Here is a 26718-nt window from a genome sequence, read left to right as displayed (position 1 = left end):
CCTTTCCAGGCCTTTCCCAGGGCCTCAAACCCCCACCCCGGAGGAAGCATGACCTCGCGTGAACAACATGACCGGATGGCCAATGCGATCCGTTTCCTTTCCATGGACGCCGTCGAGAAGGCGAATTCCGGCCACCCGGGCCTGCCCATGGGCTGCGCCGACATCGCCACGGTGCTGTTCACCCGCTTCCTGAAATTCGACGCCAAGGCCCCGCACTGGGCCGACCGCGACCGTTTCATCCTGTCGGCCGGCCACGGCTCGATGCTGCTCTATTCGCTGCTCTATCTGACCGGCTACGAGGACATGACCCTCGACCAGATCATGAATTTCCGCCAGCTCGGATCGAAGACCGCCGGTCACCCCGAATATGGCCATGCCGCCGGCATCGAGACGACGACCGGCCCGCTCGGCCAGGGCCTCGCCAACTCGGTCGGCTTCGCGCTCGGCGAGCGCATCATGAACGCCGCCTTCGGCAAGGACCTCGTCGACCATTATACCTATGTGCTGGCCGGCGACGGCTGCCTGATGGAGGGCGTCTCCCAGGAGGCCATCGCGCTCGCCGGGCATCTCAAGCTCAACAAGCTGATCGTGCTGTGGGACAACAACAACATCTCGATCGACGGCCCGGTGTCGCTCGCCGACAACACCGACCAGGTCGCCCGCTTCCAGGCCTCCGGCTGGAACGCCACCCACATCGACGGCTTCGATCCGGAAGCCATCGCCTACGCCATCGAGGCGGCGCGCCATTCCGACAAGCCGACGATGATTGCCTGCAAGACCACCATCGGTTTCGGCGCTCCGACCAAGGCCGGCACCAACAAGGCGCACGGCTCGCCGCTCGGCGCCGAGGAAATCGCCGGCGCGCGCAAATTCTTCGGCTGGGATTCGCCGCCCTTAGAGGTTCCCGCCGACATCCTCGACGCCTGGCGCGCCGCCGGCCAGGCCGGCGCCAAGGCCCGCGCCGATTGGGAGGGCCGTCTCGCCAAGGCGGACGCCACGCTGAAGGGCGAGTTCGAGCGCCGCATCTCCGGCAAGCTGCCGTCGAACTTCGACAGCGTCATTGCCGACTACAAGAAGAAGCTCTCGGCCGACAAGCCCAAGGTCGCCACCCGCAAGTCCTCGGAAATGGCGCTGGAAGTCATCAACGGCGCGGTGCCGGAAACCATCGGCGGCTCGGCCGACCTGACCGGCTCCAACAACACCAAGACCAGCCAGACCAAGAACATCACCCCTGACGACTATGGCCAGCGCTATGTCCACTACGGCATCCGCGAGCATGGCATGGCGGCGGCGATCAACGGCCTGACGCTGCATGGCGGCCTGATCGCCTATGGCGGCACGTTCCTGTGCTTCTCCGACTATGCCCGTCCCTCGATGCGCCTCGCCTCGCTGATGGGCATCCGCTCGATCTTCGTCATGACCCATGACTCGATCGGCCTCGGCGAGGACGGTCCGACGCACCAGCCGGTCGAGCATGTGGCAGCGCTTCGCGCCATCCCCAACCACAACGTCTTTCGCCCGGCCGACGCGGTCGAGACGGCGGAGTGCTGGCAGCTGGCGCTCGAATCCGAAAAGACGCCGTCGACGCTGGCGCTGACCCGCCAGAACCTGCCGACCGTTCGCACCGAGCACAGCGAGAAGAACCTCAGCGCGTCCGGCGCCTATGAGCTCGCCGCGGCGAACGGCGAGGCGGCGGTGACCATCTTCGCCACCGGCTCCGAGGTCGAGGTCGCGCTCGGCGCGCGTGAGTTGCTGCAGCAGCACGGCCACCCGACCCGCGTCGTCTCGGTGCCCTGCTTCGAACTGTTCGACCAGCAGAGCGACGACTACCGCAGGAAGACGATCGGCAATGCGAAGGTGAAGGTCGCAATCGAAGCCGGCATCCGCCAGGGCTGGGACCATATTATCGGCAGCGATGGCATCTTTGTCGGCATGACCGGCTTCGGTGCCTCGGGCACCATCGAGCAGCTCTATCCGCATTTCGGCATCACCGCCGAAGCGGCGGCGAAAGCGGCGGAAGCCCGCCTGCACGGCAAGTAAGGGTTGAGCCAAGCGAGCCCGTCAAAACCAAGCATGGCCGCCTTGGCGGGCTGGCCCAACCTAATCGATTTAAATCCAAGCCTTCCAAGGCTGGATTCTTCGCCCGTCCGCCGCTATGAAGCTGCGGACCCAATCGCCTTCCAGCTCCCAGGGAGAGAAACATGACCGTCAGAGTTGCCATCAACGGATTCGGCCGTATCGGCCGCAACATCCTGCGAGCCATCCATGAATCCGGCCGCAAGGACATCGACGTCGTCGCCGTCAACGACCTCGGCCCGGTCGAGACCAATGCGCATCTCTTGCGCTACGACAGCGTGCATGGCCGCTTCCCGCATGAAGTGACGGTCGACGGCGATCAGATCTCGGTCGGCTCGGAGAAGTTCAAGGTCACCGCCATCAAGGACCCGACCCAGCTGCCGTGGAAGGAACTCGGCGTCGACATCGCGCTCGAGTGCACGGGCATCTTCACCGCCCGCGACAAGGCGGCGGCGCATCTCACCGCCGGCGCCAAGCGTGTCATCGTCTCGGCGCCGGCCGAAGGCGCCGACCTCACCGTCGTCTACGGCATCAACCACGACAAGCTGACCAAGGACCACATCGTCATCTCGAACGCGTCCTGCACCACCAACTGCCTGGCGCCGCTCGCCGCCGTGCTGCACGAGACCGTCGGCATCGAGAAGGGCATGATGACGACGATCCACTCCTACACCGGCGACCAGCCGACGCTGGACACCATGCACAAGGACCTCTACCGCGCCCGCGCGGCGGCGCTGTCGCAGATCCCGACCTCGACCGGTGCAGCCAAGGCGATCGGCCTGGTGCTGCCCGACCTCAAGGGCAAGCTCGACGGCATCTCGATCCGCGTGCCGACCCCGAACGTCTCGGTCGTCGACTTCAAGTTCATCGCCAAGCGCTCGACCACCGCGCAGGAGATCAACGAAGCGGTGAGCGCCGCCTCCAAGGGCAAGCTGAAGGGCGTGCTCGCCGTTACCCATCACCCGAATGTCTCGATCGACTTCAACCACGATCCGCATTCCTCGATCGTCGCCCTCGACCAGACCAAGGTCATGGACGGCAACTTCGTGTCGGTGCTCTCCTGGTACGACAATGAATGGGGCTTCTCCAACCGCATGGGCGACACCGCGGTCGCCTTCGGCAAGACCATCGCCTGATCGCGGCGGACTTCGATCTTTCCAGACCAGACGCCCGGCTTCGGCCGGGCGTTTTTCGTTTGCGGGCCGGGCTGGCGCCCCAAGCGGCAAAAGCTCCGGAAATCAGCCCCATAGGAGCAAAAAACCACGCTGCCGCCTTGCACTGGTCATGTCTTCGCCCCACTCTGCCGTAAAGCGGGGAGGGAGGCGGATTTGAGGGGCAATTCCGGATGGAGCATGCGATCTATCTTGTAACGCTGGTCGGCACCGCCCTTGTCGTTGCCGCCGCGTTTTCGAGCCTGATCGCCTTTCGCTTCGGCGCTCCCCTCCTGCTTCTCTTCCTCTGCATCGGTCTGGCGACCGGAACCGACGGCCTCGGCATCGAATTCGACAACGCAAGGCTGGCCTATTTTGCCGGCTCACTGGCGCTGGCCGTCATCCTGTTCGATTCCGGTTTCGGCACGCCGCTCAATGCGCTGCGCCAGGCAGCCGGGCCGGCGCTGTCGCTGGCGACCGTCGGCGTCATCCTGACCACCGGCCTGTTCGGCGCCGCCGCCTATTACCTGCTCGACCTCACCTGGCTGGAATCCTTCCTGCTCGGCGCCGCCGTCGCCTCGACCGATGCGGCTGCGGTGTTCTTTCTGCTGCGCGCCGGCGAGATCAATTTGCGCGAGCGCGTGCGCGCGACGCTCGAGGTGGAATCGGGCACCAATGACCCGATCGCCATCTTCCTCACCATCACCCTGGTCGAGATCATCGCCGCCCACGCCAATCCCGAGGCCAATGTGCTGGTCACCAACCTCGCGCTCGGCTTCTTGCTCAACATGGGTGTCGGCGCCGTCGTCGGCATTCTCGGCGGCCTCGCCATCGTGCGCCTTGTCGAGCGGCTGAACCTCGACCACGGCCTGCTGCCGATCTTCGTGCTGACGCTGTCGCTGATGGTGTTCGCCGCCGCCGGCGCCATTGGCGGCTCCGGTTTCCTGGCGGTCTACCTCGCCGGCCTGATAGCGGGCAATTCCGACATCCGCGCCGTCACCATCCTCAAGCGCTTCCAGGACGGCATGTCATGGCTGGCGCAGATCATCATGTTCCTGATCCTCGGCCTGTTCGCCACGCCCTCGCAGTTTCCGGCGATCCTGGTGCCGGCGGTCCTGCTCGGCCTGTTCCTGATCTTCGTGGCGCGGCCGGTCGCCGTCTGGCTTTGCCTTGTCCCGTTCCGCCTGCCGCGGCCCGAGGTGGCTTTCGTCTCCTGGGTCGGACTGCGCGGCGCGGTCTCTATCCTGCTTGCCATCACGCCGCTGCTCGGCGGCCTGGAAAACGGCCGCGTCATCTTCAACACCGCCTTCATCATCGTGCTGGTATCGCTGGTCGTGCAGGGCTGGACCGTCGGGCCGCTGGCGCGCCGCCTCGGCCTCATCGTGCCGGCGCGGCTCGGGCCGCTCGACAAGGTCGAGCTCGAACTGCCGGGCTCGGCCCATCACGAGCTGCTCGCCTATCGCGTGGCGCCGGGCAGCCCGGTGGCGCGCGGCGAGCGCATCCCGCGCTGGGCGCGGCCCTCGCTGGTGCTGCGCGACGGCCGCTCGATGCGCTTCCAGGACATGGGCCGGCTGGCCGCCGGCGACCAGGTCTACATCTTCGTGCCGGACCGCTATCCGCGCCTGCTCGACAAGCTGTTCGCCAGCCGCGCCGTGGTCGATCCGGAGGACGCGGACTTCTTCGGCGCCTTCGCGCTCGATCCGACGCGCTTGGCCGAGGAACTGGAGGCTGCCTATGGGCCGGGCCTGACCGAGGCCGAGCGCAAGCTGACCGTCGGCGCCCTGGTGACGGAGCGGCTCGGCGGCCATCCCGAATATGCCGACCGGGTGCTGATCGGACCGATCGAGCTCATCGTGCGCGACGTCGACGACAAGGGGCGGATCATCGGCCTCGGCCTGTCCTTCGAGCCGACCGCGCCGGTGGCGCGCGTACCGGTGTTCCTGAGCGCCGGCGAGATCCGCGACCGCATCGCCGCCTTCGTCCGCGGCTGGCGCAAGCCGGCGCAGGCGCCTGCCGTCGAAGCGCCGCCCGAACAGCCCTCGACGCCCGAACCGGCTGCGCAAAAGGCAACAAGCGAAAGCTGATCTTACGCGCCTACATCATTTTGCGCGCGCGCTTCCACGCGGGCCTTGCATCGTCGCCGTTGGCGGGTAAGGTCCCCGCGATTTTCGCGGAAAGGGACCAGCATGGCCGGCTTCAAGACACTGGACGACATCGGCAACATCTCCGGCAAGCGCGTGCTGGTGCGCGTCGACCTCAACGTTCCCGTCGCCGACGGCAAGGTCACCGACGTCACCCGCATCGAGCGCATCGCGCCGACCATCGCCGAACTGTCCGGCAAGGGCGCCAAGGTCATCCTGCTTGCCCATTTCGGCCGTCCCAAGGACGGACCCACGCCCGAATTCTCGCTGGAGCCGATCGCCGGCGCCACGGCGCACGTGCTCGGCCGGCCCGTCGGCTTCGCCGCCGACTGCATCGGCGACGTAGCGGGCAGCGCCGTCGCCGCCATGGACAAGGGCGATGTGCTGCTTTTGGAAAACACCCGCTTCTACAAGGCCGAGGAGAAGAACGACCCGGCCTTCACCGAGAAGCTCGCCGCCAACGGCGACATCTTCGTCAACGACGCCTTTTCCGCCGCGCACCGCGCCCATTCCTCGACCGAAGGCCTGGCGCATCTGTTGCCGGCCTTCGCCGGCCGCACCATGCAGGCCGAGCTCGATGCGCTGGAAAAGGGCCTCGGCAATCCCGTCCGCCCGGTCGTCGCCATCGTCGGCGGCGCCAAGGTCTCGACCAAGATCGACCTCTTGATGAACCTGGTGAAGAAGGTCGACGCGCTGGTCATCGGCGGCGGCATGGCCAACACCTTCCTGGCCGCGCGCGGCACCGCCGTCGGCAAGTCGCTCTGCGAGCATGATCTTGCCGCCACTGCCAAGCAGATCATGATCGAGGCGGCCGAAGCCGGCTGCGCCATCATCCTGCCGGCCGACGGCGTCGTGGCGAAGGAGTTCAAGGCCGGCGCCGCCAGCGGGACCGTCGCCATATCGGACGTGCCGGCCGACGGCATGATCCTCGACGTCGGCGAAAAGACCGTGAAGGCCGTCGGCGACTGGATCGACCGCGCCGCCACGTTGGTCTGGAACGGCCCGCTCGGCGCCTTCGAGATCGAGCCTTTCGACCGCGCCACGGTGGCGGCTGCAAAGCACGCCGCCGAACGCACCAAGGCCGGCAAGCTGGTCTCGGTGGCCGGCGGCGGCGATACGGTGGCCGCGCTCAATCACGCCGGCGTCGCCGACGACTTCACCTATGTCTCGACCGCCGGCGGCGCCTTCCTGGAGTGGATGGAAGGCAAGCCGCTGCCCGGCGTCGAGGTGCTGAAGCGCTGAAGCAATTCCAGGAAAACCGTGCAGCGGTATTCCTGGAACTGGGCGGAGCAAAGCATTTGCATCCAGGCGGCGATGCTTGGCGTTGCGGAAATGCGACCGGAGCGATTGACCCGATCAAGACTCGGCGAGCCGGCCCCGCGGCGCGACTTTCAATCGATTTCGCGCTTTCCGGCATCATTCCTTTGGCGGTAGAGTTCCGTGAACCGCGGAAAACCACTGTCAGGAGGAAGCACAATGAGCGAACGTCTCGAAGACATTGCCGCCGCGATCGTGGCCGACGGCAAGGGCCTGCTGGCCGCCGATGAAAGCTCCGGCACCATCAAGAAGCGCTTCGACGTCATCGGCGTCGAATCGACTGCCGACAGCCGCCGCGACTATCGCGAGATGATGTTCCGCGCCAAGGACGCGATGACGCGCTACATCTCCGGCGTCATCCTCTATGACGAGACCATCCGCCAGAAGGCTGCTGACGGCACGCCGCTGGTCGACATCATCAAGGCATCCGGCGCCATCCCCGGCATCAAGGTCGACGCCGGCGCCAAGCCGCTGGCCGGCTTTCCCGGCGACACCGTCACCGAGGGCCTCGACGGCCTGCGCGAGCGGCTTGCCGACTACTACAAGCTCGGCGCCCGCTTCGCCAAATGGCGCGCGGTGATCGATATCGACATCGCCAAGGGCGTGCCGTCTCAGACCTCGATCGGCTCGAACGCACACGCGCTCGCCCGCTACGCCGCGCTCTGCCAGGAGGCCGGCATCGTGCCGATCGTCGAGCCGGAGGTGCTGATGGACGGCGCCCACGGCATCGACACCTGCTACGAGATCAGCAAGGCGACGCTGCTCAAGCTCTATGACGAGCTCTATGCCGCGCGCGTCGTGCTCGAAGGCACCATCCTGAAGCCGAACATGGTCATATCGGGCAAGAAATCCGGCAAGCTGGATAGTCCAGAGATCGTCGCCGAAAAGACGATCAAACTGTTCCGCGAGACGGTGCCGGCGGCGGTTGCGGGCATTGCCTTCCTCTCCGGCGGCCAATCGGACGAGGAGGCGACCGCCAACCTCAATGCCATCAACGCCATCGGCCCGCATCCGTGGAAGCTGACCTTCTCCTACGGCCGTGCCCTGCAGGCCGCCGCGCAGAAGGCCTGGAGCGGCAAGGCGGCGAACGTCGCCGCCGGCCAGGCCGCCTTTGTCCATCGCGCCCACATGAACCATCTGGCGGCGCTCGGCAAATGGCAGCCGGCGCTGGAAAAGGCCGCCTGACACGTTTCTTCAGACGCGACGAAAAACCCGGGCTCACTGCCCGGGTTTTGTTTTTCGCCGGCGGCATCCCCACTTCTGGGACTGCGCGGAAAAGCGCGTCGGCCATGTCGGATCGCGCCGATATCGAACGTCCTTGGCAGGAGAGGACAGGAGATCGTCATGCATCGCAATGCCGTCGTTTCGCGGGAAGACTGGTTCGAGGCGCACAAAAGGCACCTCGATCGCGAGAAGGAACTGACGCGGCTGCGCGACAAGATCGCCGCCGAGCGCCGCGAATTGCCCTGGCTGAAGATCCGCAAGGACTACGTCTTCGAGAGCGAGCAAGGCCCGAAGCGGCTGGCCGGGCTCTTTGGCGAAAACAGCCAGCTGATCGTCTATCACTTCATGCTGGCGCCCGGCTCGAACCATCGCTGCGAGGGCTGCTCCTTCCTTGCCGACCATATCGACGGCGCCAATCTGCATCTCCAGCACCACGACGTGTCGCTGGTCGTGGTGGCGCGCGCGCCGCTGGCCGAGCTGTTGCCCTACAAGCAGCGCATGGGCTGGCGGTTCGACTGGGTGTCGTCCTATGCGTCCGACTTCAACTTCGACATGCAGGTTTCCTTCACCGACAAGCAGATCGCCGCCGGCGACACCACCTACAACTTCGAAAGGCGCGCGCGCACGTCGAAGGACCTGCCCGGCATCAGCGTGTTCTACCGCGACGGGGCCGGCGACATCTTCCTCACCTTCACGTCGCGCGCCCGCGGCGGCGATCCGCTGATCGGCGCCTATCACTATCTCGACATGACGCCGAAGGGCCGCAACGAGACCGGCCCCTATGGCGGCCTGATGGACTGGGTGCGGCTGCATGACGAGTACGAGGACGGCCCCGAGCCGCCGCCGGCCTGTTGCGACTGAACCGGCGGCTAATGCATGTCGCCCAAAAGTGGCCCCGGTTTTGGGAAAACGACATGCATAAAACAATGAGCTAAAGCGCGTCGCATGAGGCCGTTCAGGCGCGACGCGCTTTAGTTAGATCGTTCACCCGCACAACAATATGCGCTAAGGGCATGAGCCATGCAGCGCCTGCTCGCCCTCCTCACCTGGCTCGCCTTTCCCGTCTACGTCTGGCAGGGGCTCGGCGTGCGCCGTCGCACCAGCCGCATGCTGCCGGCGCGCGGTCCGGTCATCCATGAGATGCCGGGCAAGGCGCCGGCGATCACGCTGCTGGTGCTGGGCGATTCCTCCGCCGCCTCGGTCGGCATCGGCCATTCCGAGAACGGGCTCGCGGCGCAGCTTGCCATCCTGATTTCAGAGCGAACGGGCAGCTCCGTGCGCTGGCGGGCGGCCGGCTTCAATTCGGCGACCTCCGGCCAGGTGCGCGACCATGTCCTGCCCAATTTGTCTGCCGATCCGTGGACGCATATCGTGCTCGCCATCGGCACCAACGACACCAAGAACTTCCACTCGGTGCCACGCTTCAAGAAGGAGTTCGGCGGCCTGCTTTACGCACTGCGCGCCAAATGGCCGGAGGCGCGTGTGGTGTGGTCGCCGGTGCTGGAGTTCACCCGGGCGCCGGCGATGCCCTCCCTGCTTGGCAGGATCCTCGAGATCAGGGCTGCCGAGATGAATCGGATGGGCAAGCGCCTCTGCCTGGAGCGCGGCGCGGTGCCTGCGTCGCGGCTGCCGATCCTCGATCCGCAGGCCGGCTTTGCCGTTGACGGATTCCATGCCTCGGAAGCCGGCTACCGCGCCTGGGCGGAGCATCTGCTTGCTCCCGTTCTGGGCGAGCAGCCCCAGGCTTAGGCACCCGATGGGGTGACGTCGCGGCTCTAGCCCCAGTGCCCGAGCACCGCGGTGAGCGAGATCGCCGCCATGGCAAGCAGCGCCAGCTTCCAGAAATCGCTGCGCCGCCTCAGCCCCGGCCAGCCGAGCGGCTTGATCAGCTGGATGACCATGATGCCAATGATGACGAGCGCGAGGAGTTTCGACATGCCGCTTTTGAGCAGCATCGCGGCCGGCTGTCAAAGCCGGTATCGTTGCTTTGAAGCCGGGCGGAACCGGGCAGGACAGCCGCTTCTCCGTGTGCCGGCCAGACTGACCGCAATCTCCTTCGAAAGGCTGCCATCCTCCTGACAGACTGCTGTCAGCAGGGGTGTGCGATAGTGTCCTCATCAAAGAAGAGGAGACTAGCCGTGACCGGTTACCAGATACTGCGCGGTGTGCAGCACTATGTCGGCAAGATCCGCACGATGCGCAACGAGATCCGCACCCAGCGTTTCATGAATGGCTTGCCGGCGGACATTCGCAAGGACATCGGCTGGCCGGATATGTACGCCAACGGCCGCCACATCGACCAATGAGCTTTTTTTGCGTGCCGCGCTTGGATGCGGACACCGCGGTGCCCAGATCTAGAAGCGTCGGCGGATATGCTGAACCCTCCTGACAGTATGCTGTCAGGAGGGTCGTGTCATGGTGTGGCAGGAGTAGAGAGTGAGCTTCGCATGGTGAGGAGCTGGAACGACAGGCTGAACACGCCGGGCGTCAATGGCATCAAGCCGTCGCCGCGGAGCTTTGCCGACGTCGTCGAAGGCCAGCCGATGCTGGTGCCGACGGCGCGCCAGGTCGATGATTTCATCCGCTCGATCCCGGAAGGCGTCGAGATGGACGTCCGCGCGCTGCGCAGCGCGCTGGCCATCGAGCACGGGGCTGAAGTGACATGCCCGGTCGCCATCGGCTATCATTTGCGCACCGTGGCCGAGGCGGCCGGCGAGGATCTCGAGCACGGCATGGCGCTGAGCGAGATCGCGCCGTTCTGGCGGGTGCTGGACGCCAGGACGCCGACAACGAGGAAACCGTCCTTCGGCACGGAGTTCGTCGCCGTGCAGCGCAAGCGCGAAGGGCTGAAGCCATAGTGCATGTCGCCCAAAAGTGGGAACCGGTTTTGGGAACCACGACATGCGTAGAAACAACGTGCATGTCGCCCAGAAGTGGCAACCGGTTTTGGGGCCACGACATGCATAGAAACAACATCGAGGAACCATACGATGCGTCGTGCCGACAGGCTCTTCCAGATCGTGCAGCATTTGCGCGGCGGCCGTCTGGTCACCGCCCAGAAGCTGGGTACGTGGCTCGAGGTTTCCGAGCGCACGATCTATCGCGACATCGCCGACCTGCAGTCGACCGGCGTGCCGATCGACGGCGAGGCGGGCGTCGGCTACATGATGAGGGAGGGTTTCGACCTTCCGCCGCTGATGTTCACGCGTGACGAGATCGTGGCGCTGGTCGCCGGCGCCCGCATGGTGCGCGCCTTTGGCGGCGCCGCCATGGCGCGGGCCGCGGACGAGGCGCTGGTCAAGATCGGCGCCGTGCTGCCCGATACCGAGAAGGACCGCATCGCCCGCACCGAGATCCACACGCCGATGTGGGTGGTGAGCGATGCCGCGCGCGAGGCGATCGACCTGATCGAGCGCGCGATCGAGAAACGCCAGGTCCTGACCATCGACTATTCGGACGAGGCCGGGCGCGGCACCGCGCGCGACATCCGGCCGCTCGGCCTGTGGTTCTGGGGCAAGGTGTGGACACTGGTCGCCTGGTGCGAGATGCGCGACGATTTCCGCGCCTTCCGCATCGACCGCATTGCCTCGGTGGTGATCGCCGGCCGCGTCTACAAGCCGGAGCGCGGCAAGCAGCTCGCCGATTTCTACCGCGCGGTGGAGCGCAGCGAGGACTATGGCATGACGCCGGACCGGGCGGCGCGCAACTGAAGCCTCGAAAGCCAATAAAAAAGCCCGCTCGAAGCGGGCTTTTTTATTGGCATGCCGAGAATTCTACTCCTCGTCGTCCGTGTCCTTGTCCTTCGACTTCAGCGCCGAGAGCTTGGCGAAGACGGCGTTGGCGTCGAGCTCGGCGTCCTCGTCCTTCGGCTTTTCCGGCGCCGGGACCAGCCGTTCCGTCAGCGCCGCCGGCAGCAGTGTGTCGCCGACCGGCGGCGCCTGCTCGCGGCCGCGCGAGGCGCGGTTGACTTCCAGGTCGAGGTCGATCTGCGAGGCGAGGCCCAGCGTCACCGGATCCATCGGCTGCAGATTGGCCGAATTCCAATGCTTGCGCTCGCGGATCTGCTCGATCGTCGACTTGGTGGTGCCTACAAGACGGGCAATCTGCGCGTCCTTCAGTTCGGGATGGTTGCGTACCAGCCAGAGGATGGCATTCGGCCGGTCCTGACGCTTCGACAGCGGCGTGTAGCGCGGGCCCTTGCGCTTGGATTCCGGCACCCTCACCTTGGGGTCGGACAGCTTCAGCCGATGGTTCTGGTCCTTCTCGGCGCGCGCGATCTCGTCGCGGGTCAGCTGGCCGGTCATGATCGGGTCCATGCCCTTGATGCCTTGCGCCGATTCGCCGTCGGCGATCGCCTTGACCTCGAGCGGATGCAGCCCGCAGAACTGCGCGATCTGCTCGAAGGAGAGCGCGGTGTTGTCGACCAGCCACACGGCGGTCGCCTTGGGCATCAGCAGCGTATTGGCCATTTCCAAAAATCCTTCTCGTTCGCCCGCGTTCCCGCGCGGGCGGTGGTTTTAGAGCCACCAAAATGGGAAATTCGCGGTCTGTATAACCGCTCCGTCACCATTTCGCAATGTTTTTGGAAGGCCCCGAAGGGAGAGGCCGGGCACAAGCGCGGCTTGGAAAGACAAAACCCGCCGGACTGGGTCCAGCGGGTTTGGAACCGGAGACGAGCAAGCGTCTACGACGGCTCTGGCTTCTTGACGCGGCCCCGGCCTTTCGGCCGGGTCGCGTTTGCAATCAAAGAGCCTGGCGGGCGATACGCTCGATGTCGGCGCGGTTGATGCCGAGGTCGCTCAGCTGACGGGCGTTGAGCTTGTTCAGCTCGCGCACGGTCTCATTGTACATGCGCCAGTTACGGAAAGCGCGGATCGGGTTCATGGTGGTTCTCCAGTCGTTGGTTGATTTGTTCGATGCCGTGTAAATAGGCACCGCCGCCTAAGAATTGAACGGACGCTTTTGCATGGCGGCAATGCGTTTTGTGCATTGCAGCATTAAGCTCTCGTTCAGGTTTTCCGCAGGCGATTTACGCACCAGGGCGCGTCGAGATTCAGGTCAGGCCAAGCCGGAGTCGAAGACGGGCGCGGAGCGACCAAAACGGTGGTTTCCGAGAACCGGCGCGGAGCGCACCTCCGCATGTCCCGGAAAAGTGCTCCCGGTTTTCCGACAAGGACATGCGGCAGCAAGGAAACTACGTGAGCCCCGGAAGCGCAGGTTTGCAGGCCGGCCTCACCTGAATATCCTAGCCGACGTCGAGCACGATCTTGCCGATATGCTCCCCATCCTCCATCCGCTCATGCGCCCGCCAGGCTTCGCTGAGCGGCAGGATCGTGTCCATCACCGGCGCAATCTTGCGGCTGCCGAGCAGCGGCCAAACCTGCGCCTCGAGCGCTGCCGCGATCGCCGCCTTGAACTCGACCGTGCGCGGCCTCAGCGTCGAGCCGGTATGGGTGAGCCGCTTGACCATCAGCTTGGAGAAATCGACACTCGCCGCCGCCCCGCCCTGCACGGCGATCTGCACGATGCGGCCTTCCACCGCCGCGGCCTCGTAATTGCGCGTCACATAGTCTCCGGCGACCATGTCGAGGATGACGTTGGCGCCCCGGCCGGCGGTCGCGTCCTTGACCGCGGCGACGAAGTCCTCCTCGCGATAGTTGATCGCGCGGTCGGCGCCGAGCTTCAGGCAGGCGTCGCATTTCTCCTTGCTGCCGGCGGTGGTGACGACATAAGCGCCGAAGGCCGCCGCCAGCTGGATCGCCGTGGTGCCGATGCCGGACGAGCCGCCATGCACCAGCAGTGTTTCGCCGCTCTTCAAGCCGCCGCGCTCGAATACATTGTGCCAGACGGTGAAATAGGTTTCCGGCACCGCCGCCGCTTCGGTGTGGGTGAAGCCGGCCGGCAGCGGCAGCACGCTGCCGGCATGCACCTTGACATATTCGGCATAGCCGCCGCCGGGGGTGAGCGCGCAGACCCGGTCGCCGATGCGCCAGCGCGATATCTGGTCGCCCAGTGCCGCGACCTCGCCCGAGACTTCGAGACCCGGCAGGTCGGACGCGCCGGGCGGCGGCGGATAGGCGCCCTTGCGCTGCAGCACATCCGGCCGGTTGACGCCGGCGGCACGCACCCGGATCAGCACCTCGCCCGGTCCCGGCACGGGCACGTCGCGCGTTTCTGGCTTCAGCACCCGCGGCCCGCCGGGCTCCGAGATCGCGATCGCCGTCATCTTCGCCGGAATCTTCTGTCCGCTCGCCATGAACTGTCCCGTCCTCCTTCGGCCGGTCTGGCCGGCAATTTGCATCAGCGCCCCTGCCCTATGTATGCTCATTGTCGAATCCGGCAAATGGCAAATCAGGGAGGAGCGACGATGGCGAGCTTCGACGACGAACCCGTAAAGAAAGCGCGCCCGCATGAGATCGGGCAGGATCTGGCCCTGCTTTCGGCCGACGAATTGTCCGAGCGGATCGGCATGCTGCGCGACGAGATCGCCCGGCTGGAAGCCGAGCTCAAGGCCAAGGGCGCGACCAAATCGGCAGCCGAGGCGCTGTTCCGCCGCGGCTAGCGTTGACGACGGCAACGCTTGCCGCCGAAAAGCCCGAATGCGCCTGTCAGACCGGCGCCACGAACCCCAAGCCGGATCAGACAATGTTTGCAACCTACCGACCGATCCTCTCCTTGCTTCGCGGCACCGCCTTCCTGCTCGCGGCGTCCGGCCTGCACGGGCTGCTTTTGCCGTTGCGTGGCCAGTTGGAGGGCTTTTCCACGGCATCGCTCGGCCTGATGGGCACGGCCTGGGCGGGCGGCTTCGTCACCGGCTGCTTCTTTGCGCCCCGCCTGGTTCGCCGCGCCGGCCATGTCCGGGCCTTCGGCGCCTTTGCCGCGTCGGGCGCCATCGTCGCCTTGCTCACCGGCCTCATCATCGATGAGTATGTCTGGATCCTGCTGCGCGCCTTTACCGGCTTCACCATGGCCGGCGCCTTCATGGTCATCGAAAGCTGGCTGAACGAGAAGGCGACCAACGAGAATCGCGGCACCGTCTTCGGCCTCTACATGATGGTCACCTATGCATCGATCATGGGCGGCCAGATGATCGTCGCCGGCGGCGACGTGAAGTCGGCTTCGCTGTTCATGATCACCGGCATCCTGTTCTGCCTGTCGCTGCTCCCGACCGCCGTCTCGACGCAGTCGCATCCGAAGCCGCTGCAGGACGTCAAGCTGGATGTCAAAGGGCTCTACGCCAATTCGCCGGTGTCCGCTGTTGCCTGCCTGCTGATCGGCATCGCCAACGGCGCCTGGGGCACGCTCGGCGCCGTCTATGGCGCCCGCATCGGCATTTCCACGGCCGAGATCGCGCTGATGATGAGCCTGGTGGTGGTCGCCGGCGCGGCCATGCAGCTTCCGGCCGGGCGCCTCTCGGACAAGACCGACCGCCGTTTCGTGCTGGCGGGCGCCGCCTTCGGCGCGGCCTTGTTCGCCATCGTCGTCTTCCTGTTCGAGCCGCGCTCCGGCGTCTTCGTCCTTGTCCTGACCGCCTCCTATGGCGCCTTCGCCTACACGCTCTATTCGATCGCAGTGGCGCATGCCAACGACCACGCGCGGGCGGAGGATTTCGTCAAGGTTTCGGGCGGCCTTCTGCTGCTCTACGGCTTCGGCACCATGATCGGGCCCCTGCTCGCTGCCGGCCTGATGGGTTCGCTGCGTCCCGAGGGCCTGTTCCTGGCCACCGCGCTCGCCCATCTTTGCCTGGCGGGCTACACCCTGCTGCGCATCAGCCGCCGCGCCCCGGTGCCGATCGAAAACCGCGACGCCTTCAAGACCCAGCCGGCCGACCGTTCGGTGACGCCGGAAGCCTTGCGGCTCGATCCGCGCAGAAAGGCTGAAACCAATGGTTGAGATTTGGGAAACTTTGCCTCTAAAATGACGCATGATGTTTTCTGATGCCTTTGTGGCGATTGCCGATCCCAACCGGCGCTATCTTCTCGAAGAGCTCCGGCGCGGCCCGAAGACCGTCAACGAACTGGCGGCCGGACTGCCAGTTTCACGCCCAGCCGTCTCGCAGCACCTGAAGGTTCTGCTCGAGGCCGGCCTGGTCAACGCCAAGGCGGAAGGCACGCGGCGTGTCTACACGGTCAGCAGTGCCGGCTTCCTGCGGTTGAACATCTGGCTCGACCAGTTCTGGGAAGCATTGCCCGGCGAGTGACCTCTGGGCGGCATGACCGGTCCGGCACTTGCTTCATGCGATTCCGTTCTGCGCTTTTTCTGGCTGTGGAGGAGGAACCCATGGGACGCGAAGCGGTACTTGGCGCTCTGACGGCGATCAATCTGGTTCTGCTCGCTGGCATGGGGCTGATGCAGATCCTGCCGGCGAAGGCGCAGGACGGCACAGGCATGCTGCGCGGAAGCGGGCTTCAGATTGTCGATAGTCAGGGCCGGGTGCGCTCCAGCATCTCCGTGCTGCCGGCGACGGCCGGCGAGGCCGAAACCGTTCTGTTCCGCCTCATCGCGGAGAATGGCCAGCCTTCGGTCAAGATCAGCGCCTCGACCGCAAGCGCCGGCCTGAGTTTCGTCGGCGGCGACGATGCAAGCTACATTTTGCTCGAGGCGGATGGTCCCGAAACCCGGCTCGAGATGGTGGAACCGGAAGGCCGCAAGAAGGTGATCGAGCCATAGCAGCGATGCAAGGCCAGGTGAGCAGGACCGCTCGCCTCCGATCGCTAAGTACTGATGTCAGCCGTCGTTGTAGGGGAAGAATTTGAAGTAGGGCTGGGCTTCCTCGATCACGCGGGCGAAGGACGGTCGTTCGACCAGTCGATCGTGATAACGCCTGACCGCGGGGAACCTGTCGCCGAACGGCTCGACCTTGTTGGCGTAGAACAGCGCCGGCGCCGCCGCGCAGTCGGCCATGGTGAAGGTTTCGCCAACCGCCCAAATCCTCGACTGCATTTCGGTTTCGACGATGGCGTAGGAGGCACGCAACTGCGCCCGCGCCTGCTCGACACCGAACGGATCGGTCTGGCCCTGCGGCCGCAGCCGGTCGCCGACGATCTTCTGCATCGGCTCCTGCACATAGAAATCGTAGAAGCGATCGGCGGTCCGGACCTGGCGGGCGAGGTCGGCATCGTCCGGAATCAGCGCGGTCGGGCCAGGATAGTGGACGGCCAGATACTCGATCACGATGGTCGATTCCGGCACCGTCTGCCCGCGCGCCTCGTCGCGCAGCACCGGCATCTTGCCCGCCGGCGACAGTCTCAGGAACGCCGCGCGCGACTGCTCGTTGCCGAGATCGACGATGACGACATCGAAAGGCGTGCCGTTCTCATAGAGCGCGATCAGCGGCTTCCAGCAGAAGGATGCCAGGGGGTGGAGGTGCATGGTCAGGGACATTGGGTGCTCGCTTCCGTTCGGCGTGGATTGGCCCGATTTCGATAGTGGCGCATTCCGTGCGGCGATGTCACGGCAGACGGCGGGTCAGGCGGCCCGCGCTGCCCGGTCATGCGCCGCGATGGCGGCGATCATGACGCCCCAGTCGTCCGGATGCAGTTCGTGGCCGCCACCCTCGATACGCACCAGCTTCGCACCGGCAACCGCCTCGGCGAGCGCTGCGCCATGCTCGACCGGAAAGATCGGATCCGTCGTGCCGTGGATGACGAGCAGCGCAATCCGCATCTTCCGAAGACGGTCATTCCAGTCTCCGCCGCTCTTGAGCAGGAAGTGGTTGGTCGCGCTGAGCAGGCCTCCCGACCGGTCATAGTCCCGCTCGACGAACGCCCTTGTCAGCTTCTCGTCGAACGGATGCACGGTGCTCGCGATGACGCGGGCCTCGCTAACGATGAAGTCGATCACCTGCTCGCGATCCGACCAATCGACCTTCTCGCCTGCCGCCGCGTGCTCTTTGTAGCTCTCGGACATTCCCGGCAGATGCGAGGTGTCGATGCCGACTGGCGACGTGCTGATCCCGGTCAGCGCCGTGACGCGCGACGGGTGTTTCAGCGCCACCAGCTGCGCGATCATGCCGCCCATCGACATGCCGACCACATGCGCCCTCACGACCTCATGATCGTCGAGCACGCGGATGGCATCGTCGGCCATGTCATCGAATGTGTAGGGCGGCTCGCCCGGCACGTATTTGCTCGAGTGGCCGGTATCGCGATTGTCGTAGCGGATCACGAACAGACCCTCGCCGGCCAGCTTCCGGCAGAACGCTTCCGGCCACCACAGCATCGACGCCATGGCGCCCATGATCAGCAGAACCGCGGGATCGGCGGGACTGCCGAAAGTTTCGGAAACGATCCGGGGCTGCTCTTTCGTCTTCATGGTCGCTTCCTCCTCTGCAATCCGATTGCATTTTGCAATCAGTTGCACGATAATCAGACTGATACGATAATGCAACCGGTTTTTCTGGAGACTTTGCACATGAACACCGATCACCGTTCCGGCTGCCCGATCAATCTGTCGCTCGAAGTGTTCGGCGATCGCTGGAGCCTGATCATCCTGCGCGACATGATCTTCGGCGGCCGGCGCCATTTTCGCGAAATGCTCAACGGATCGATCGAGGGCATCGCGTCCAACATCCTTGCCGACCGGCTGAAGCGGCTGATGGAGCTGGGCATGCTGACAAAGGCCGACGATCCCTCCCACAAGCAGAAGGCGATCTACAGCCTGACCGAGATGGCCATCACCCTGGTGCCGATCATGGCGCATCTCGGCGCCTGGGGCCGTGTCTGGCTGCCGGTCAGCGAGGAGCTCTCGATCCGCGCCGAGCTTTTGGAAAACGGCGGCCCACCCTTATGGGAGCGCTTCATGGACGAATTGCGCCATGAACACCTCGGCGCGGCGATCGACCAGGAGGGGCCAACCGTTCGGGCAACCCTGCAGGCCGGCTACGAGGCAGTGGTCGCCCGCAAGGCTGAGGCTGCCGCCGGCTAGACAGGGCGCGGCGTTTCGCCACTTCCTGAAAATCAGTTTCAACCGCCGCCGGGATTGTATCCTGCGTCTCGTCGACGATGATCGCGGCCTTTCAACAGGAGACTGCCATGACCGCGCTGACGCTCGAGAAAGCCAAGCAAATCATCGACGCCGCCTTCGCCAGGGGTGCAGAGCTGAAGCTCAGGCCGCTGGGCGTATCGGTGCTCGATGCCGGCGCCCACCTAGTCGCCTTCCAGCGCCAGGACGGCGCCTCGTTCCTGCGTCCGCAAATGTCGGCCGGCAAGGCCTATGGCGCGCTCGCCATCGGCATGGGCTCGCGCCGCGTCGAAGCCTTCGCCAAGGAACGGCCGCATCTGATGGCCGGCATCTCCGACGTCTCCGGCGGTCGTGTCCTGCCTGTCGTCGGCGGCGTGCTGATCCGCGATCATGCCGGCGCCGTCATCGGCGCGGTCGGCATCTCCGGCGACACGTCGGACAATGACGAGGCCGCCGCGATCGCCGGCATCGAAGCCGCCGGCTTCGCTGCCGATCCGGGCTGAGACGGATCAGCGGGAGGATGTGTCGAGATTCAAGTCAGGCCGAGTCGAAAATGTTGGTTCCGAGAACCGGAGCGGAGCGTACGTGAGCACCGGAAGCGCAGGAAACCTGCATTTGCACACCGGTCTCAACTGAATATCGGCACATCCTAGTTCAGGTTGATATCCCGGCTTGCCGACCGCATCGACACCGAGAAGCCGGCGAGCACGTCGAACAGCGCGATGACCATCAGGGTGAAGAAGACCGAATGCGCCGCGCCCTTCACCAGCAGGAACTCGACCAGGAAGGCGATGAAGACCAGCGTCGACAACAGATGGTCGAGGATCGAGGCGTTGGTGGTGCGCACCGATTTTGAGATCTCGACGAACAGGAAGAACAGGCCGATCAGCACCATCAGGTCGCCGAGCGTCATCGAGAACACGCCACCGGACATCATGCGGAACGAGAACATCTCGTTGGCCCAGGGATCGTCGCCGCTGCCGAATATCCCGAGCAGCCCGAGATTGTAGAGCACGAAGGGCACGATCAGCAGGGGGATGGCACCGAACATCTGGCGACTCCGATTGAGCTTCCTTCAGTTGCAGCCCGCCGGCCTTCCTCGTCAAGAAGTTTCATGCGTCGCCGCTAACACGCTCGAAGACCGCGCGAAACAAGCATGTCAGAGCAATTCCAGGAAAAGTGCGCAGCGGTTTTCCGTCCGGAATTGCGTCAAAACAAAAACTTGGGGCGGTTCGGCGATTCCATGAAACGCTGAACCGCCCTAGCGGGGGTTCCTCCCGCGCCTGTCAGGCCACAAAGACCGGCGCGCAGGGTCCGTCGGCAGAGTCGGTATCGAACCGCGACGCTGGAGCGATTGGCGAGGCCAAACGCAAAAAGACCGGCCAATGGCCGGTCTTTTGGAAGTCGCAAACCGCCGGAAGCTTCTCAGCTTTCCTTCGGCTCCAGAACCTGGCGGCCACGATACATGCCGGTCTTCAGGTCGATATGGTGCGGGCGGCGCATTTCGCCGGAATTCTTGTCCTCGACATAGGTCGGGGCCTTGAGGGCGTCGGCCGAGCGGCGCATGCCGCGCTTCGACGGAGAGGTTTTTCGTTTCGGAACGGCCACGGATATGCTCCACTACATGGTCAAAATGCCCCGGCAACCCTCGTGAAAGGGCCATGTCTGGGGCCATAATCTGAGAAAGTCGGGTGCCTATACACGCCCTGCGCCGTTTTGGCCAGCACCGCGGCAAATTTTTTTGCCGGAGCAGGAAAGCAGCATGAAGCTGCACTTCAGTCCAGGCAGCCTATATAGGCGCCCGATCTGCCAGCGCGTCGCTCGATCAGCGCCGCCAGCCGTCGCAGGCCAGGCCCCGGCTTGGCGGGATTGCGGGCGATCGGGTTGGGCAGCGTGACGGCAAGCAGCGCCGCCTGCCGACGCGACAGCTGCTTTGCCGAGACGCCGAAATGATGCTGGGCGGCGGCCTCGATGCCATAGATGCCCGGCCCCCATTCGGCGATGTTGAGGTAGATCTCCATGATCCGCCGCTTCGACATCACCGCGTCGAAATAGACGGCGAGCGGCAGTTCGACCACCTTGCGCACCGTGCCCAGCGGCCGCGACCAGAGGAAGAGATTCTTCACCGTCTGCATGGTGATGGTCGAGGCGCCGCGCGTTGCCTCGCCGGCCAGCGCGTCGTCGACGACGCCGCGCAATTCGCCGAGATCGACGCCGCGGTGGAAGCAGAACTGCCCATCCTCCGACATGACCACCGAATGCGCCAACACCGGTGACACGTCGTCGATGGAAACCCAGCGCCGGTCGTAGCCGGAGAAGGTCGCGAGGTCCTTCAGCATCAGCGTCGACACCGGATGCACGAAGGACGGCAGATAGAGGAAGGTCAGCACCACCGGTATCACCGCCAGGATGGCGGCAACGACCAGGGAGCGCCGGCCCAGGCGCTTGAGGCCGGCGCGGTTCAGGCGCCTCGGCCGCGCCATGTCCAGTCCTTCGATTTCATGATCGACGATCGGTTCCGTCAAGCCGCCCCACCCGTGCCATCAGCTCAACCGGCATAATGGCGCGCGGCTTCTTGCGCAATGTCTGAGTGTCGGCTACCGCTCCCGGCCATGGCGAAAGACGAAGAAATCGCGTTCGAAACCGCACTTCTGATGCGCGCAGCGGCAATCGAGGCGCTGCTCAGGCGGCTTCTCGACCAGCGCGCGCTGTCCGGCGAGATCGCCCGGCCGAAGCGGCTGATGGCGGCCATGCGCCATGGCGTGTTGAACGGCGGCAAGCGCCTGCGTCCGTTTCTGGTCATGGAAAGCGCGGCGCTCTTTTCCGCCGATGGCGAGGCGGCATCGCGCGTCGCGGCGGCGCTCGAATGCGTGCATTGCTATTCGCTGATCCATGACGATCTGCCGGCCATGGACAATGACGATCTGCGCCGCGGCCAGCCGACCGTGCACCGGGCCTTCGACGATGCCACCGCCATCCTCGCCGGCGACGCGCTGCTGACGCTTGCCTTCGACATCCTCGCCGACGAGGCGACCGTGCTGCCCGTGGAACGCCGGGCAGCGCTGGTGCTGGCACTTGCCCGCGCCGCCGGCGTTGGCGGCATGGTCGGCGGGCAGATGCTCGATCTCGATGCCGGCCGCAATCCACCGGACGAGGCCGGCATCATCCGGCTGCAGGCGATGAAGACCGGCGCCTTGATCCGCTTTGCCTGCGAGGCCGGCGCCATCGTCGCCGGCGCGCCGCCGGAAGACCGCGAGCGGCTGGCCGAATTCGGCTCGGCGATCGGGCTCGCCTTCCAGCTTGCCGACGACTTGCTCGACCTGACGGCGGATGCGCACCAGATGGGCAAGGCGACCGGCAAGGACGCCGCCGCCGGCAAGGCGACGCTGGTCGCCCTGCACGGCGCCGACTGGGCGCGCAAGCAGCTCAGCGGCCTCGTCGGCCAAGCGCATGCGCTGCTGGATCCCTATGGCGAGCGCGCGGCCTTGCTGAAGGAAGCGGCGACATTCGTGGCGACGCGCAACAGCTGACCTGTTGCACAGGCGGACGACGCCGGCTCGCCACCAGTCCGATCTTCACAACCCTGCCAGCGCGAAATGCTGGATGCCATTCCAGCAAAGCGCGCACTGCTGAGCGAGCTGCGGATAGGGCGCCGACGTCGGCTTCGATTGTTCGCTCTTTCCGAATAGTGCTGCCAGCAGCGGGGTGATTATCCGACTTCTGCGGCAATCTATATCCGCCCGATGACGGCGCGACCGTCGTCATCAGCCTCGCCAAGCAACGCCATGAATCCACCGAAAGGAACCTGCAAATGCCCTTTGCCAACTTCAAGATGCCCGAGGCCGCCCTCACAAAAGCGCAGAAGGAAGACCTCGTCCACAAGACCACGCAGATGTTCGTCGACTATTTCGGCGAGGGTGTGCGCCCCTACACCATGGTGCTGATCGAAGAAGTTCCTGATGGAGGCTACGGCCGCGCCGATGAAGTCTTCGTCCTTCCCGATGCCTATCGGGCAAAGGATGGTGCCTGACATGGACAAGGCGGGCCGCTTGTCGAGCGGCTCGCCTTTCGAGCAATGCAAGTCGGACCTCAGCCTCTTGCGGCCGCGTTGGCGACCACGAACACCGCATAGAGCGACTGCCGCGCCGTGATGAACAGGCGGTTGCGCTTGGCGCCGCCGAAGGTGAGGTTCGCCACCGTTTCAGGGATGCGGATCTTGCCGATCAGCGTGCCGTCGGGGTCGAAGCAATGCACGCCGTCGCCGGCGCCTGCCCAGACACGGCCGGCCGTATCCACCCTGAAGCCGTCGAACAGGCCGGCCGTGCAGGTTGCGAAAACGCCGATTTCCCCCAGCGAATTGCCTTCGACGGCAAACTTGCGGATGTGCCGCGGCCCGTCCTTCTGATGCGTGATGCCGGTGTCGCCGACATAGAGGACGCTCTCGTCCGGCGAGAAGGCGAGACCGTTGGGCTTCGCCATCGTCGAGACGACCCGCGCCACCGCGCCGGTCGCGGGATCGGCGCGGTAGACGTGGCAGCCCTCGATCTCCTGTTCGGCGCGGTCGCCCTCATAGTCGGTCGCGATGCCGTAGGGCGGATCGGAAAACCACACTGTGCCATCCGAGCGCACCACGACGTCGTTAGGCGAATTCAGGCGCTTGCCGTCGAAACGGTCGGCGATCACCGTGATCGATCCGTCATGCTCGGTGCGCGTGACGCGGCGCGCCCGATGCTCGCAGGTGACCAGCCGTCCCTCTGTATCGACCGTGTTGCCGTTGGCATTGTTTGCCGGCGCCCGGAACACCGAAACCACGCCATTGGTCTCGTCGTAGCGCATGATGCGGTCGTTGGGGATGTCGGAGAAGACCAGATAGCGCCCGGCCGCGAACCATGCCGGGCCTTCCAGCCAGCGCCCGCCGGTCCACAGCCGCTCGACCGCCACATGGCCGACGAAGCAGCTTTCGAACCGCTCGTCGAGGACCTCGAAGCCGGCGCCCTCTATGTCTCCGAACATGCTTCTTCCTCCGCGAAAACGGGTTATCGATAGCCTTCGCGGCGAGCTGTTTTCAAGACTTGACCTGCAAAAATGTTAGCGATAACATCGGTGCCAATTCAGTCCGTTTGCTTGGCTTGGGAGGGCCATAGATGCGGCCCAAGCTCATCGAATTCATCGACATCTCCAAGCGCTTCGGCGGCACCCTGGCGCTGAAGTCGGTGTCGCTCGACATCCACGAGGGCGAGATCGTCGCCCTGCTCGGCGAGAACGGCGCCGGCAAGTCGACGCTCATCAAGACGCTCGCCGGCATCCACAAGCGCGACCAAGGCACGATCCGCTTTCGCGGCGAGGACTACCACCACCGCCCGCCGCGTCCCAACCAGCCGCAGAAGGTCGCCTTCATCCATCAGGACCTCGGCCTCATCGAATGGATGACGGTGGCCGAGAATGTCGGCATGGCGCAAGGTTTTTCGCGCCGCTCCGGCCTGATCGACTGGCGCGACACCGAGCGCCGCGCCGAGCGCGCGCTGGCGCTGGTCGGCTGCGCCTTCGATCCGGCGACGCGCGTCCAGGATCTTTCCCGCACCGAAAAGTCGCTGGTGGCGATCGCCCGCGCGCTGGCGACTGAGGCCGACGTGCTGGTGCTCGACGAGCCGACGGCGAGCCTGCCGGCGGACGAGGTCGAGCGCCTGTTCGAGGCGCTGCGGCCGTTGCGCGAGCGCGGCGTCGGCATGATCTATGTCTCGCACCGGCTGGACGAGGTGTTCCGCATCGCCGATCGCGTCGCCGTCATGCGCGACGGCCGCATGGTCGCGGTGAAGCCGGTGGTCGAGACCACGCCGCAGGAACTGGTCGACCTGATCGTCGGCCGGCCGGCGCACCAGATGTTCGCCAAGTCGCAATGGCAGGACGGGCCGGAGCGGCTCAAGGTCGAAAACCTCACTTGCGGCAACGTCGGCCCAGTCACCTTCGAGGCGCGCTCCGGCGAATTGCTCGGGCTGGTCGGCCTGCGCGGCGCCGGACAGGAGGCTGTAGGCCGCGCGCTGTTCGGCGCCGAGCGTTTCGAGGGAACGGTCTCGCTCGACGGCAAGCGCCTCGACCTGTCATCGGTCGGCGCCGCCCTTGCCGCCGGCGTCGGCCTCATCGCGCGCGACCGCACCGAGGAATCGGTCGCGCTGTCGCTTTCCGTGCGCGAGAACATGTATCTCAATCCGTCGGCGGTCGGTCGCGGGCTGTTCTCCTTCATGAAGCCGGCGCACGAGAGCGAGCTCACGCAGGAACTCGGCGCGCGGCTGGGGCTGAGGCCCAACGATCCGCATCTGCCGATCGAAGCGCTTTCAGGCGGCAACCAGCAGAAGGTGGTCGTCGGCCGCTGGCTGGCGACGGGCCGCAAGCTTCTGATCGCCGAGGACCCGACGGCCGGCGTCGATGTCGGCGCCAAGGCCGAGATCTACCGGCTGATCGCGGCGGCCGTCGAGGCAGGGCTGGCGGTCATCGTCGTCTCCACCGATTTCGAGGAGGTCGCCCATATCTGCCATCGCGCCCTCGTCTTCTCGCATAACCGCATCGTGCGCGAGCTGGCCGGCGATGCCTTGACGACGGCTGCGCTCATTCGTGCCGCCTCCGTGTCCGAAGCCGCCTAGAGCCGGATGATTTCAGGTCGAATCGACCTGAAATCTGAATCCGGTTCTAAATCAAAGAGATAGAGCATGATGTCGTCCGAAATCCGCCTCACACTTTTCGGCATCATGCTCTAGGAGGACCCCATGAATTCGATCAAATCGACGGCGCTTGAGCCGACCCGGTCGGAACTTTCCGGGCTGAGCCTCGGCCAGAAGGCTTCGCGCTACCTGCCGGTCTACGGCCTGCCGATCCTGACGCTGCTGCTCATCCTGCTGTTCTCGCTGCTGTTGCCGCGGACGTTCCCGACGCTGCTCAATTTGCGCTCGATCATCTCCGACAAGGCGATCATCGCGATGCTGTCGCTGGCGGCGATGATCCCGATGGCCTCGGGCCGCATCGACCTGACGGTGGGCTACGGCATCGTGCTGTGGCACATCCTGGCCATCAGCCTGCAGACGGCCTTCGGCATCCCGTGGCCGATCGCGGTGCTGATCGTCATCCTGCTCGGCGTGCTTACCGGCTTCATCAATGGCTGGCTGGTCGAGGTGGCGCGCATCGATTCCTTCATCGCCACGCTCGGCACCGGCACCGTGCTGTACGCTTTGGCCATGTGGTACACCGGCGGCCGCCAGGTCGTCGGCGTGCTGCCCGAGGGCTTCCTCTCCCTCAACGGCACGATGCTGTTCGGCTTGCCGATCACCGGCTACTACGTGGTCGTCCTGGCGCTGGCGATGTGGCTCGTGCTCGAATACCTGCCGATCGGCCGCTACCTCTACGCCATCGGCGCCAATCCGAAGGCCGCTGCGCTCAACGGCATCCCGGTGCAGAAATTCGTCATGGGCGCCTTCGTCGCCTCCGGTGCGCTGACCGCGCTGGGCGGGGTGCTGCTCGCCTCGAAGCTCCGCATCGGCCAGGCCAGCGTCGGCCTCGAATATCTGCTGCCGGCGCTGGTCGGCGCCTTCCTCGGATCGACCACCATCAAGCCCGGCCGCGTCAATGTGTGGGGCACCATCATCGGCGTCGTCATCCTCGCTGTCGGCATTTCAGGCATCCAGCAGTTCGGCGGCTCGTTCTGGGTCGAGCCGCTGTTCAACGGCGTCACCCTGCTCGTCGCGATCGGCATTGCCGGCTACGCGCAGCGGCGCCGCGGCGCGGTCGTGCCGCCCGCCACCAATCAACCAGCCACCAGCCAACCAACAAAGACAACCAACAATGCTTAATGGGAGAAA

At 65.3% G+C, this 26718-nt stretch carries 30 protein-coding genes; 20 read left to right on the top strand and 10 right to left on the bottom strand.

What is annotated here, in order from left to right:
- Positions 1-48 precede the first annotated feature (48 nt).
- From tkt to EN846_RS22645, 7 genes are all read left to right on the top strand, one after another.
- Positions 49-2040 carry a transketolase gene (tkt, locus tag EN846_RS22675; protein WP_135913958.1) on the top strand — a complete coding sequence of 664 codons (1992 nt, stop codon included), beginning with the start codon at positions 49-51 and terminating at the stop codon, positions 2038-2040.
- A 161-nt stretch (positions 2041-2201) separates the two neighbouring features.
- Positions 2202-3212, top strand: a complete 1011-nt coding sequence (gap, locus tag EN846_RS22670; protein ID WP_128346082.1) for a type I glyceraldehyde-3-phosphate dehydrogenase — start codon at positions 2202-2204, stop codon at positions 3210-3212.
- 209 nt (positions 3213-3421) lie between these two features.
- Positions 3422-5311 (top strand): potassium/proton antiporter, encoded by a 1890-nt coding sequence (locus EN846_RS22665; protein WP_128346083.1) that lies wholly within the window; start codon positions 3422-3424, stop codon positions 5309-5311.
- Between the two features lie 102 nt (positions 5312-5413).
- Positions 5414-6610, top strand: coding sequence for a phosphoglycerate kinase (locus EN846_RS22660; RefSeq protein ID WP_127392385.1), 1197 nt, complete (start codon positions 5414-5416; stop codon positions 6608-6610).
- A gap of 234 nt (positions 6611-6844) precedes the next feature.
- A complete protein-coding gene (locus EN846_RS22655; RefSeq protein ID WP_127310280.1) occupies positions 6845-7870 on the top strand; it encodes a class I fructose-bisphosphate aldolase in 1026 nt (341 codons plus the stop codon).
- A 159-nt stretch (positions 7871-8029) separates the two neighbouring features.
- Positions 8030-8770 (top strand): thioredoxin family protein, encoded by a 741-nt coding sequence (locus tag EN846_RS22650; RefSeq protein ID WP_127392384.1) that lies wholly within the window; start codon positions 8030-8032, stop codon positions 8768-8770.
- A gap of 159 nt (positions 8771-8929) precedes the next feature.
- Positions 8930-9658: an SGNH/GDSL hydrolase family protein gene (locus EN846_RS22645; protein WP_127310281.1), complete on the top strand. Its 729-nt coding sequence runs from the start codon at positions 8930-8932 to the stop codon at positions 9656-9658.
- A gap of 26 nt (positions 9659-9684) precedes the next feature.
- Here the strand turns inward: EN846_RS22645 and EN846_RS22640 are convergent, their stop codons facing one another.
- On the bottom strand, positions 9685-9846 hold the full coding sequence (locus EN846_RS22640; RefSeq protein ID WP_127310283.1) for a hypothetical protein: 162 nt from the start codon (positions 9844-9846) through the stop codon (positions 9685-9687).
- Positions 9847-10047: 201 nt separating this feature from the next.
- Here EN846_RS22640 and EN846_RS22635 point away from each other — a divergent pair, with 201 nt between their 5' ends.
- From EN846_RS22635 to EN846_RS22625, 3 genes are all read left to right on the top strand, one after another.
- Positions 10048-10215: a hypothetical protein gene (locus EN846_RS22635; protein WP_127282773.1), complete on the top strand. Its 168-nt coding sequence runs from the start codon at positions 10048-10050 to the stop codon at positions 10213-10215.
- A gap of 141 nt (positions 10216-10356) precedes the next feature.
- On the top strand, positions 10357-10767 hold the full coding sequence (locus EN846_RS22630) for a hypothetical protein (protein WP_189379757.1): 411 nt from the start codon (positions 10357-10359) through the stop codon (positions 10765-10767).
- 132 nt (positions 10768-10899) lie between these two features.
- The gene (locus EN846_RS22625) at positions 10900-11619 is read left to right on the top strand and encodes a YafY family protein (RefSeq protein WP_126057965.1); all 720 of its coding nucleotides are present in this window, start codon (positions 10900-10902) and stop codon (positions 11617-11619) included.
- Between the two features lie 63 nt (positions 11620-11682).
- Here the strand turns inward: EN846_RS22625 and EN846_RS22620 are convergent, their stop codons facing one another.
- From EN846_RS22620 to EN846_RS22610, 3 genes are all read right to left on the bottom strand, one after another.
- On the bottom strand, positions 11683-12378 hold the full coding sequence (locus tag EN846_RS22620) for a DUF1013 domain-containing protein (protein ID WP_127392383.1): 696 nt from the start codon (positions 12376-12378) through the stop codon (positions 11683-11685).
- Positions 12379-12652: 274 nt separating this feature from the next.
- Positions 12653-12793, bottom strand: a complete 141-nt coding sequence (locus tag EN846_RS22615) for a DUF1127 domain-containing protein (RefSeq protein WP_127285985.1) — start codon at positions 12791-12793, stop codon at positions 12653-12655.
- Between the two features lie 361 nt (positions 12794-13154).
- Positions 13155-14165, bottom strand: coding sequence for an NAD(P)H-quinone oxidoreductase (locus tag EN846_RS22610; protein WP_127285988.1), 1011 nt, complete (start codon positions 14163-14165; stop codon positions 13155-13157).
- Between the two features lie 111 nt (positions 14166-14276).
- Here EN846_RS22610 and EN846_RS22605 point away from each other — a divergent pair, with 111 nt between their 5' ends.
- The 4 genes from EN846_RS22605 (at position 14277) to EN846_RS22590 (ending at position 16579) form a co-directional block, all read left to right on the top strand.
- Complete coding sequence (locus EN846_RS22605) at positions 14277-14471, top strand: DUF1192 domain-containing protein (RefSeq protein WP_127285984.1); 195 nt, start codon at positions 14277-14279, stop codon at positions 14469-14471.
- Between the two features lie 83 nt (positions 14472-14554).
- Complete coding sequence (locus EN846_RS22600) at positions 14555-15802, top strand: MFS transporter (protein ID WP_127285983.1); 1248 nt, start codon at positions 14555-14557, stop codon at positions 15800-15802.
- Between the two features lie 31 nt (positions 15803-15833).
- Complete coding sequence (locus tag EN846_RS22595; protein WP_126057959.1) at positions 15834-16109, top strand: metalloregulator ArsR/SmtB family transcription factor; 276 nt, start codon at positions 15834-15836, stop codon at positions 16107-16109.
- A gap of 80 nt (positions 16110-16189) precedes the next feature.
- Positions 16190-16579, top strand: coding sequence for a hypothetical protein (locus tag EN846_RS22590; protein WP_127285982.1), 390 nt, complete (start codon positions 16190-16192; stop codon positions 16577-16579).
- Positions 16580-16636: 57 nt separating this feature from the next.
- Here EN846_RS22590 and EN846_RS22585 read toward each other — a convergent pair whose 3' ends face one another.
- Together EN846_RS22585 and EN846_RS22580 are read right to left on the bottom strand one after the other, a co-directional pair.
- Complete coding sequence (locus EN846_RS22585; RefSeq protein ID WP_127311741.1) at positions 16637-17293, bottom strand: glutathione S-transferase family protein; 657 nt, start codon at positions 17291-17293, stop codon at positions 16637-16639.
- 84 nt (positions 17294-17377) lie between these two features.
- A complete protein-coding gene (locus EN846_RS22580) occupies positions 17378-18223 on the bottom strand; it encodes an alpha/beta hydrolase (RefSeq protein WP_127393797.1) in 846 nt (281 codons plus the stop codon).
- 99 nt (positions 18224-18322) lie between these two features.
- Here EN846_RS22580 and EN846_RS22575 point away from each other — a divergent pair, with 99 nt between their 5' ends.
- Together EN846_RS22575 and EN846_RS22570 are read left to right on the top strand one after the other, a co-directional pair.
- Positions 18323-18835 (top strand): helix-turn-helix domain-containing protein, encoded by a 513-nt coding sequence (locus tag EN846_RS22575; protein WP_127311372.1) that lies wholly within the window; start codon positions 18323-18325, stop codon positions 18833-18835.
- Between the two features lie 107 nt (positions 18836-18942).
- The gene (locus EN846_RS22570) at positions 18943-19374 is read left to right on the top strand and encodes a heme-binding protein (protein WP_127393798.1); all 432 of its coding nucleotides are present in this window, start codon (positions 18943-18945) and stop codon (positions 19372-19374) included.
- A gap of 146 nt (positions 19375-19520) precedes the next feature.
- Here the strand turns inward: EN846_RS22570 and EN846_RS22565 are convergent, their stop codons facing one another.
- From EN846_RS22565 to EN846_RS22555, 3 genes are all read right to left on the bottom strand, one after another.
- Positions 19521-19922, bottom strand: a complete 402-nt coding sequence (locus EN846_RS22565; protein WP_127311374.1) for a hypothetical protein — start codon at positions 19920-19922, stop codon at positions 19521-19523.
- 374 nt (positions 19923-20296) lie between these two features.
- Entirely contained in the window at positions 20297-20479 is a 183-nt protein-coding gene (gene rpmF / locus EN846_RS22560; protein ID WP_006203806.1) for a 50S ribosomal protein L32, read from the bottom strand.
- Positions 20480-20646: 167 nt separating this feature from the next.
- Positions 20647-21354, bottom strand: coding sequence for a transglycosylase domain-containing protein (locus EN846_RS22555; protein ID WP_127311378.1), 708 nt, complete (start codon positions 21352-21354; stop codon positions 20647-20649).
- Between the two features lie 129 nt (positions 21355-21483).
- Between EN846_RS22555 and EN846_RS22550 the strand changes: the two genes are divergently transcribed.
- Positions 21484-22401, top strand: coding sequence for a polyprenyl synthetase family protein (locus EN846_RS22550; protein ID WP_127393879.1), 918 nt, complete (start codon positions 21484-21486; stop codon positions 22399-22401).
- A gap of 281 nt (positions 22402-22682) precedes the next feature.
- Entirely contained in the window at positions 22683-22901 is a 219-nt protein-coding gene (locus EN846_RS22545; RefSeq protein ID WP_127393878.1) for a 4-oxalocrotonate tautomerase family protein, read from the top strand.
- Between the two features lie 59 nt (positions 22902-22960).
- On the opposite strand, the gene EN846_RS22540 is transcribed toward EN846_RS22545, so the two are convergent.
- On the bottom strand, positions 22961-23884 hold the full coding sequence (locus EN846_RS22540; protein ID WP_127311377.1) for an SMP-30/gluconolactonase/LRE family protein: 924 nt from the start codon (positions 23882-23884) through the stop codon (positions 22961-22963).
- Between the two features lie 131 nt (positions 23885-24015).
- Here EN846_RS22540 and EN846_RS22535 point away from each other — a divergent pair, with 131 nt between their 5' ends.
- Together EN846_RS22535 and EN846_RS22530 are read left to right on the top strand one after the other, a co-directional pair.
- Positions 24016-25509, top strand: coding sequence for a sugar ABC transporter ATP-binding protein (locus tag EN846_RS22535; protein ID WP_127393877.1), 1494 nt, complete (start codon positions 24016-24018; stop codon positions 25507-25509).
- 123 nt (positions 25510-25632) lie between these two features.
- A complete protein-coding gene (locus EN846_RS22530) occupies positions 25633-26709 on the top strand; it encodes an ABC transporter permease (RefSeq protein WP_127393362.1) in 1077 nt (358 codons plus the stop codon).
- Positions 26710-26718: the final 9 nt, after the last annotated feature.

It is taken from the genome of Mesorhizobium sp. M4B.F.Ca.ET.203.01.1.1 (assembly GCF_004791025.1).
Taxonomy (GTDB): Bacteria; Pseudomonadota; Alphaproteobacteria; order Rhizobiales; family Rhizobiaceae; genus Mesorhizobium; species Mesorhizobium abyssinicae.
The sequence above is the reverse complement of the archived record's forward strand: the minus strand, read 5'-3'. Positions and strand labels throughout refer to the sequence as shown.